Annotated in this window: 13 protein-coding genes; 2 read left to right on the forward strand and 11 right to left on the reverse strand. The window is 42.8% G+C overall.

Annotation, left to right across the window (positions count from 1 at the left end; translation table 11 throughout):
• The first annotated feature begins 87 nt into the window (after positions 1-87).
• Complete coding sequence (locus tag Xhom_RS49620) at positions 88-552, forward strand: LysR family transcriptional regulator (protein ID WP_069315723.1); 465 nt, start codon at positions 88-90, stop codon at positions 550-552.
• Between the two features lie 200 nt (positions 553-752).
• Positions 753-2,006 carry a tyrosine-type recombinase/integrase gene (locus Xhom_RS49625; RefSeq protein WP_069315724.1) on the forward strand — a complete coding sequence of 418 codons (1,254 nt, stop codon included), beginning with the start codon at positions 753-755 and terminating at the stop codon, positions 2,004-2,006.
• Between the two features lie 138 nt (positions 2,007-2,144).
• Here the strand turns inward: Xhom_RS49625 and Xhom_RS49630 are convergent, their stop codons facing one another.
• From Xhom_RS49630 to Xhom_RS49680, 11 genes are read right to left on the reverse strand one after another with little or no spacing between them, the layout of a single operon-like run.
• Positions 2,145-2,462: a hypothetical protein gene (locus Xhom_RS49630; RefSeq protein WP_069315725.1), complete on the reverse strand. Its 318-nt coding sequence runs from the start codon at positions 2,460-2,462 to the stop codon at positions 2,145-2,147.
• Entirely contained in the window at positions 2,452-2,724 is a 273-nt protein-coding gene (locus tag Xhom_RS49635; protein ID WP_069315726.1) for a hypothetical protein, read from the reverse strand. The genes Xhom_RS49630 and Xhom_RS49635 overlap by 11 nt, the downstream gene beginning before the upstream one ends.
• A complete protein-coding gene (locus Xhom_RS49640) occupies positions 2,724-2,948 on the reverse strand; it encodes a hypothetical protein (RefSeq protein ID WP_069315727.1) in 225 nt (74 codons plus the stop codon). The genes Xhom_RS49635 and Xhom_RS49640 overlap by 1 nt, the downstream gene beginning before the upstream one ends.
• Entirely contained in the window at positions 2,941-3,165 is a 225-nt protein-coding gene (locus tag Xhom_RS49645) for a hypothetical protein (RefSeq protein WP_069315728.1), read from the reverse strand. The genes Xhom_RS49640 and Xhom_RS49645 overlap by 8 nt, the downstream gene beginning before the upstream one ends.
• Positions 3,166-3,177: 12 nt before the next feature.
• Entirely contained in the window at positions 3,178-3,708 is a 531-nt protein-coding gene (locus Xhom_RS49650) for a beta clamp domain-containing protein (RefSeq protein ID WP_069315729.1), read from the reverse strand.
• The gene (locus tag Xhom_RS49655) at positions 3,705-3,941 is read right to left on the reverse strand and encodes a hypothetical protein (protein WP_069315730.1); all 237 of its coding nucleotides are present in this window, start codon (positions 3,939-3,941) and stop codon (positions 3,705-3,707) included. The genes Xhom_RS49650 and Xhom_RS49655 overlap by 4 nt, the downstream gene beginning before the upstream one ends.
• A 10-nt stretch (positions 3,942-3,951) precedes the next feature.
• Positions 3,952-4,740, reverse strand: coding sequence for an ORF6N domain-containing protein (locus tag Xhom_RS49660; RefSeq protein WP_069315731.1), 789 nt, complete (start codon positions 4,738-4,740; stop codon positions 3,952-3,954).
• Positions 4,740-4,958: a hypothetical protein gene (locus Xhom_RS49665; protein ID WP_069315732.1), complete on the reverse strand. Its 219-nt coding sequence runs from the start codon at positions 4,956-4,958 to the stop codon at positions 4,740-4,742. The genes Xhom_RS49660 and Xhom_RS49665 overlap by 1 nt, the downstream gene beginning before the upstream one ends.
• Positions 4,958-5,146: a PerC family transcriptional regulator gene (locus Xhom_RS49670; RefSeq protein WP_069315733.1), complete on the reverse strand. Its 189-nt coding sequence runs from the start codon at positions 5,144-5,146 to the stop codon at positions 4,958-4,960. Before Xhom_RS49670 ends, Xhom_RS49665 begins: the two co-directional genes overlap by 1 nt.
• Complete coding sequence (locus tag Xhom_RS49675) at positions 5,139-5,474, reverse strand: ANR family transcriptional regulator (RefSeq protein ID WP_069315734.1); 336 nt, start codon at positions 5,472-5,474, stop codon at positions 5,139-5,141. Before Xhom_RS49675 ends, Xhom_RS49670 begins: the two co-directional genes overlap by 8 nt.
• The gene (locus Xhom_RS49680; protein ID WP_069315735.1) at positions 5,471-5,797 is read right to left on the reverse strand and encodes a hypothetical protein; all 327 of its coding nucleotides are present in this window, start codon (positions 5,795-5,797) and stop codon (positions 5,471-5,473) included. The genes Xhom_RS49675 and Xhom_RS49680 overlap by 4 nt, the downstream gene beginning before the upstream one ends.
• Positions 5,798-6,000: the final 203 nt, after the last annotated feature.

Genomic DNA, 6,000 nt, shown 5'->3' on the forward strand with positions numbered 1-6,000 from the left:
AACTTATTTTATTGATCTATTTGACTAAAGAATAACGATTAATTTACGCTGAAATGATTGAGAAAAAATCAACAATAAAGGATTGTAATGAAAGAGCTACCCCCACTGAATTCGTTGAGGGCATTTGAAGCGGCAGCCCGTTACCAAAGTTTAGTCAAAGCAGCAGAAGAATTATGTGTGACACAAGGAGCGGTCAGTCGTCAAATCCGGCGATTGGAGGCTATTTTAGGTATTACTTTATTTGAACGCAGAAATAGGGGGATCTTTTTGACTCCTGCTGGTGAAAAACTCAAACAAACCTGCCAACAAGCATTTGAACTGCTAGCATCGACACTCGATGAACTCCAACAAACATCCCAAGGAACACCGTTAATTGTTTCTTGTGAACCCACAATCATGATGAAATGGTTGCTTCCTAATTTAATGAAGTTTAAGGAAAACTATCCTGATATCGAAATTCATTTAGTCTCAGGGGGTGGCAATATCGACTTTTCGCGAAATTCGGTCAACTTAGCCATTCGGCGAAATGATTTTTTTGGGGAATACGTTTAATAAGTCATCCGTAATCATGAGCAGTCACATATAATCACATATTTAAATTCAACCATTTGATTTTTATTTAAATTAAACCATTCCATTGCTTGCTATAGTCATCATTAGTCACAAACATTCATCTTGTATCATGAAAAAAATGTACATATGTGAGTACATAAACTACATTAAAAGCTGTATTATTTTTTGAGGAAAGTGATATGGCAATTACTGATTCATGGCTGCGTTCCACCAGCGGTAAACCCCAAGAGAAAATGATTACTAAGTCTGATAGGGATAGCTTATCTGTTCGCGTTACCCCTAAAGGAAAAATCATATTTCAATTCAGGTATCGATGGAACGGCAAAGGAGATCGAATTGATATTGGTACTTACCCTGCAACCAGCTTAAAAGATGCTCGTGACGCTGTCACTTTTTACCGAGGAGAACTCGAACAACACCGTAACCCTAAAATAGTTAAACGCGTTCGCAAAGAGTCTGCATTAAGCGCAGTGACCGTAGAGGGACTAATGCGAGAATGGTGGAAGACGACAATGCAAGGCTCAAAAATTGAGGCTGATTCTATTTTGCGTTCTTTCGAAATTCATGTGTTCCCTAAAATCGGTAAACTTCCTCATGATGAGGTGACGCTCCATGTTTGGCTTGCCTTAATTGAAGACATTTCCAAGCAAGTACCGTCAATTGGCACTCGCATATTGACATACTCCAAGACTGCGCATAGATGGGCTGTCCGGCGCGGAATGACCAATTTAACTCCATTATCTGATGTGGAAAAAAGTGATTTAGGAGGAAGAGCTGCGGATGCTGATCTCGATTCTGAGATGGGCGAAAGGACATTAAATGAAGAAGAGTTAGTGGTTCTTTTTAAACTCATTAATGCTTCTGACTACAACCCCCGCAACGCATTAATAATAAAATTGTGCCTGCTATTTGGATGTCGCGTTAGTGAGCTGTTGAAAGCCAAGGTTAACGACTTTGACTATGAGAAGAATGTTTGGATTGTTCCGCCCGCCAACCATAAAACAGGGAGAAGATCCAAGAAGCCCATAATCAGACCTATCATTCCAGCAGCTAAAGAATTAATCGAGCACGCAAAGAAATTAAACGGTGGAAGTTCATATTTATTCACAGTATCTAGCGGAAAACCCTTCGCTCGGGGATCATACATTCAAATAATTACAATTCTTAATAAAAGAATGGCTCCTTACCTGCCTACTTGCGCTCACTGGTCAATTCATGATTTGCGTAGGACTATGCGCACTGAAATTTCCGAATTAACATCACCTCATGTAGCTGAAATTATGCTGGGGCATAAATTGCCGGGAATATGGCAGGTGTACGATAAGCACACCTACCTAGACGAGCAGAGAGAGGCCTATGAACGCTGGTGGGATAAGTTGACTAAAATTGTTTCCCGTTCTCCCAGTCAAAAATATCCTGCCGCAGAAAGTTAAGCTGGTCGGATTTAAATCTGGGTTTTGGGAAGCCTTCTCGTTTTTGCTTCCCATTACCGCACCACAATCTTATTGTATGTGGCTTTACGCCATATCGGCCTGCCAGTTCGTCTGTTTTGATATAAGGTGATTGATTCATCATTTACCTCCTTTCTGATACCGGTTCTCCAAAACTGTTTTCGCCACCATTGCCGGTGTTGCCTTATCACTCCATGTCGCTTCAAAAATAATGCTGTTCAATTCCGTTGTGAGAATATCATCCAAATTTTTTGGTCTCGCAGAGTAGGGCACCTCATCGGGCACCCCGTTCATCATGTCGATAGTGAGTTCAGCGATTGCCTTTTCTCCCCGTTCTGGCTTCCGGTAGCCTGCCTGCCAGACTGCCTCGGTGATATCAGCAGGATCACCCCAGACCGAAGCAATGATTTGGGTGAGGTGGAAGGCGTCATTGATCATTGTTATTCTCTCCACTTTCCAACCAGTTAAAGAGTTGCTGTATATTCTGGGCGTCTATTACTCGTTGCCCTGTATCCAGAACTTTGACTGTTATTTGGGTGCCTTCAATATCGACAGCCTCTTCCTCTATAACTGTTGGTAATTTTTCTTCCTGTTGAATCTGCTCATCTGCCTTCTTCAATAACCCGCTCGCCCATTCTTTCCCGTCATCAATATGACCAGCCAACCCAATTTCATTTTGTGCGTTATCGATGCTTATCATTATTCTTTACCTCGCTTATTACGTGCTTTCTTCACCGGTGTTAATTTCACTTCGGCCACTTTGGGCGCGGGTGGCAGAAGAGGGCAGATGCCCTCATGAATATGTTGGTTACGTCTCATGCGGTGGATAATCCGCTGCGTGTGATCCCTGCCGTCGTCAATGTGGAATGTGGCCTTAACAAGTACATCGTCAATGTCTGCCCGCTGGCGGTGTCCCTTAGTCACGGTCTGCCTCCCTGCAAATGGTTTTGTAAGCCCGCATCATGTGATTGGTTTTGCCTGTGATCACCGTTCTTCTGAAAAACACCCCGGAAGAAGCAGCCCGAACAGGTGTGGCTAACAGGGCAGCATCAACACAACGGTTGTGTAAGCGGCGTTCTGTAATAAAGCTGGCAAGGATGATTTGTGCTGTGTTGCCCTTGTCCTGATATTCGATTTTCATTGAAACGCCCCCTTACACCCGCGTTGGCATGACAACAAACTGAGGGTTGCCATAACGCTGATTGATGTTGTCGCCAAACTTCATTAAGCAAGCGCCTGTCATGCCGGAGGGGTGCATGGAAACGGTGATGAGTCTTGAATCAATCCCAAATATTTTGTAGGGGTAGGCCAAGTACTCAGCCTGAAAGTGGGGAATAACATTTTCCACTTTCTTTGGGATCACGCGGTCTAAATCAGGGAAGCGACCATCCAGCATGGTTAAAACGGTGAATCCAACCCGAATCCCGGCAATATCCCGGTGAACGGCATAAGGTTCTTTGGTGAAATGCAGTTCCGTTGTGTCTGCTTTCTTGGGGATCTTCCCGTGAAACTGCACGATAGCTTTACGGCGCGTATTCACGCCATGCTCTAACCGAAAAGCGACATAGCCGTTTGTTGATTCCAGATATTTTGGAGTGATATTCACCCCACACAGGTAATAACGCGGGTCATTTTTAGCCACACAGACCAGTGCGGCACGTAATAAATTGGAGTTAATGATCATGACTTTACCTCCGCCTTTGAGCATGCATCCAGACTGCTAATCGTGTTTTTGTTGAATCCTTCCGGCATGACAGAGAAGAGCGTGTGATTAGTTGACGTCAGCTGCTCGTCAGTGAATACTGCCTGTGATTTTGCGATAGCCTCCATTGCATCATGGGCCTCCATAGCAATACGCAGCGTGTGTCGATGCCCGCAAGGGTAATTAGCCAAATAGGTCACAATGTACTTTTCCATTTCCATCACCTCACTTTTTGCCAAACAGTTTTTTGAGATCAACACCGTGTACCGCCAGCCATGCTTCGGCAGGCCATGACTTAACATGTCCATATCGGGTGTCAGGAACCTTCACCGCTTCGATGTTGTTTTCCTTGCACCATTTGCGGAGTGGGGCGTACTGGTATTCTTTTTCTGTGGCGTTCTGCACCGCCGTAACCGTTGCGTGTTTTGTGCTTTCACCCAGGCGTTCTTCCAGCTCTCTACATTTGCGGGTAACAGCACCGAGTTTGCCGAGTGCCTGAGCTTCACGACTGCGACTGATCTGTGATTTGGTGCGGCGAGCTTCATCACGTTCTTGAGTAATGACGACCTTTTCTTTTTCAGTTGTCAGCAATGCTTCCAGAGCTGCAATGTAATCACCGGGCAAGGCAAGGGGATTGGTTGCGGTTTTTTTCTGATGAAAGTAAGCTGACTCCATTTTTTCAAAGAAAGACCATGCCTCATCGGTATCAAGAATTTTCGACATGCGAGCCGCACCTTTCTCTGTGAAGAGGGTGATTTGATTTGCGTGTTTATTAACCAAGTCAATATTATTGCCTTGGTTCTTAAATGATTGAAAGTTATCACCTTTAAGAGTGAATACATGAATACCCTCAAGAAAGCGGCTGCGGTGATTAGCGATATTGGAACGGATGTTTGTTGGTTCTGTACCATACCCAGTCGCCAGCGTTTCAGTGGTAACGACACGAACGCCTTGCCACTCGATCACTGGCAGCTTGTTTGAATCGACAGTAATTAATTCGTTTTTCTTGCTCATTATTCTGCTTCCTTAAGTTCAATCTTCATTTTCTTTGCATGACGTCGCATGGCTCTATTAAGTGGTACTCTTAGGAATTCGCCTTCTGTTGAGAAATTGGCGATATATTTTTTTGAATTTAAATAATCACGTTCTTCGTCTTTTCCTAAGCGCATTCCTTGAGGGATGGTCATTCCCATAAATCCTTGTTGCGTTTTACTTCTTTTTATTTTTGCCATCACAATCCCTCCCTAAGAGTTATTTTTGCTTTTCGAACACAGCGCAGATTATTCTTGGTACATTCCTGTTCTTGTTTTTTATCCTGAGATAATAAGAGCGCATTTCCCCATGCTTTGGCGGCGCGGCGAAATAAGCCTTTCAGTTCTAAATTCCGTGCTAATTGCTTTGCTTGTTCATATTCAGTCATGATTAGCCTCCGCCTGTTGAAACTTTTGTTTCCACTTATTTGTTTCAGGATGATTTTCGAGGTGACTTTCCAATACCTCCGCCGTTCGTTTGTTTACTGCTGCTATTTTTCTGTTTTCTTTCTGAGTTCTTATTGCTGCGCTATAGCTGGTATGTAATAAATGCCTTTTTTCGTTATGCTCCTGACGGTATTCAGACCATAATTGAGCATTAATACTGGTGGCTACACTTCTGGCTTTTCCCCAATATGAAGCGGCAAGGTCATACTTCTCTTCTTTCTCTTTCTGGATGGCTGTATTAGCAAAATCTAAATAGGTTTCATTTTTCATTTTATTGGCTCCGTTTTTTGTGCGACATATTCCAGAAGGTGAGTCATGAAATCCTCACCTTTGGAGGTTAAGTTTCCGTTCTTGGTAATAAAGCAGTTGTAGGTATTAATAAGCGCATGTGGCTTATGTGGATTGTTATCTAACTCATCCTCAAAGAATTTAATCAAAGCCTGTGTTAATATTTCCTCGCCTAAATCCAGTCGATAATTAATCTTTCCTACTTTGATTATCTCAGTGTGGGTTCCGAATTTAATTTGTAATGAATCCAATTTGGCGTGTACTAATGCCTTTCGCTTTCTTTCAAGCAAAGTTAATTGTGTCATTTTCTATTTCCCGTTTTTAGGGTGATCAAATCCCCAGCGATGGCGCTGTAATTAAAACGTGTTTATTGTTTTATTATTTTGATTGCAATCGGGAAAGTTTATTCCCTATAGCTATTAATTCATCTTGGGTTTTTCTGTGTTTTTCTATCGCCTTTATGTGTTCCTTCTTAAGTCGAATAATTTCTCTTTCCTGCTTAAGTTTG

This window comes from Xenorhabdus hominickii (assembly GCF_002632725.1).
Classification (GTDB): domain Bacteria; phylum Pseudomonadota; class Gammaproteobacteria; order Enterobacterales; family Enterobacteriaceae; genus Xenorhabdus; species Xenorhabdus hominickii.

Excerpts from the sequence above, each read along its gene's own strand:
- Xhom_RS49620 (WP_069315723.1), top strand. The coding sequence starts at position 88 with ATGAAAGAGCTACCCCCACTGAATTCGTTGAGGGCATTTGAAGCGGCA.
- Xhom_RS49625 (WP_069315724.1), top strand. The coding sequence starts at position 753 with ATGGCAATTACTGATTCATGGCTGCGTTCCACCAGCGGTAAACCCCAA.
- Xhom_RS49630 (WP_069315725.1), bottom strand. The coding sequence starts at position 2,462 with ATGATCAATGACGCCTTCCACCTCACCCAAATCATTGCTTCGGTCTGG.
- Xhom_RS49635 (WP_069315726.1), bottom strand. The coding sequence starts at position 2,724 with ATGATAAGCATCGATAACGCACAAAATGAAATTGGGTTGGCTGGTCAT.
- Xhom_RS49645 (WP_069315728.1), bottom strand. The coding sequence starts at position 3,165 with ATGAAAATCGAATATCAGGACAAGGGCAACACAGCACAAATCATCCTT.
- Xhom_RS49650 (WP_069315729.1), bottom strand. The coding sequence starts at position 3,708 with ATGATCATTAACTCCAATTTATTACGTGCCGCACTGGTCTGTGTGGCT.
- Xhom_RS49655 (WP_069315730.1), bottom strand. The coding sequence starts at position 3,941 with ATGGAAAAGTACATTGTGACCTATTTGGCTAATTACCCTTGCGGGCAT.
- Xhom_RS49660 (WP_069315731.1), bottom strand. The coding sequence starts at position 4,740 with ATGAGCAAGAAAAACGAATTAATTACTGTCGATTCAAACAAGCTGCCA.
- Xhom_RS49665 (WP_069315732.1), bottom strand. The coding sequence starts at position 4,958 with ATGGCAAAAATAAAAAGAAGTAAAACGCAACAAGGATTTATGGGAATG.
- Xhom_RS49670 (WP_069315733.1), bottom strand. The coding sequence starts at position 5,146 with ATGACTGAATATGAACAAGCAAAGCAATTAGCACGGAATTTAGAACTG.
- Xhom_RS49675 (WP_069315734.1), bottom strand. The coding sequence starts at position 5,474 with ATGAAAAATGAAACCTATTTAGATTTTGCTAATACAGCCATCCAGAAA.
- Xhom_RS49680 (WP_069315735.1), bottom strand. The coding sequence starts at position 5,797 with ATGACACAATTAACTTTGCTTGAAAGAAAGCGAAAGGCATTAGTACAC.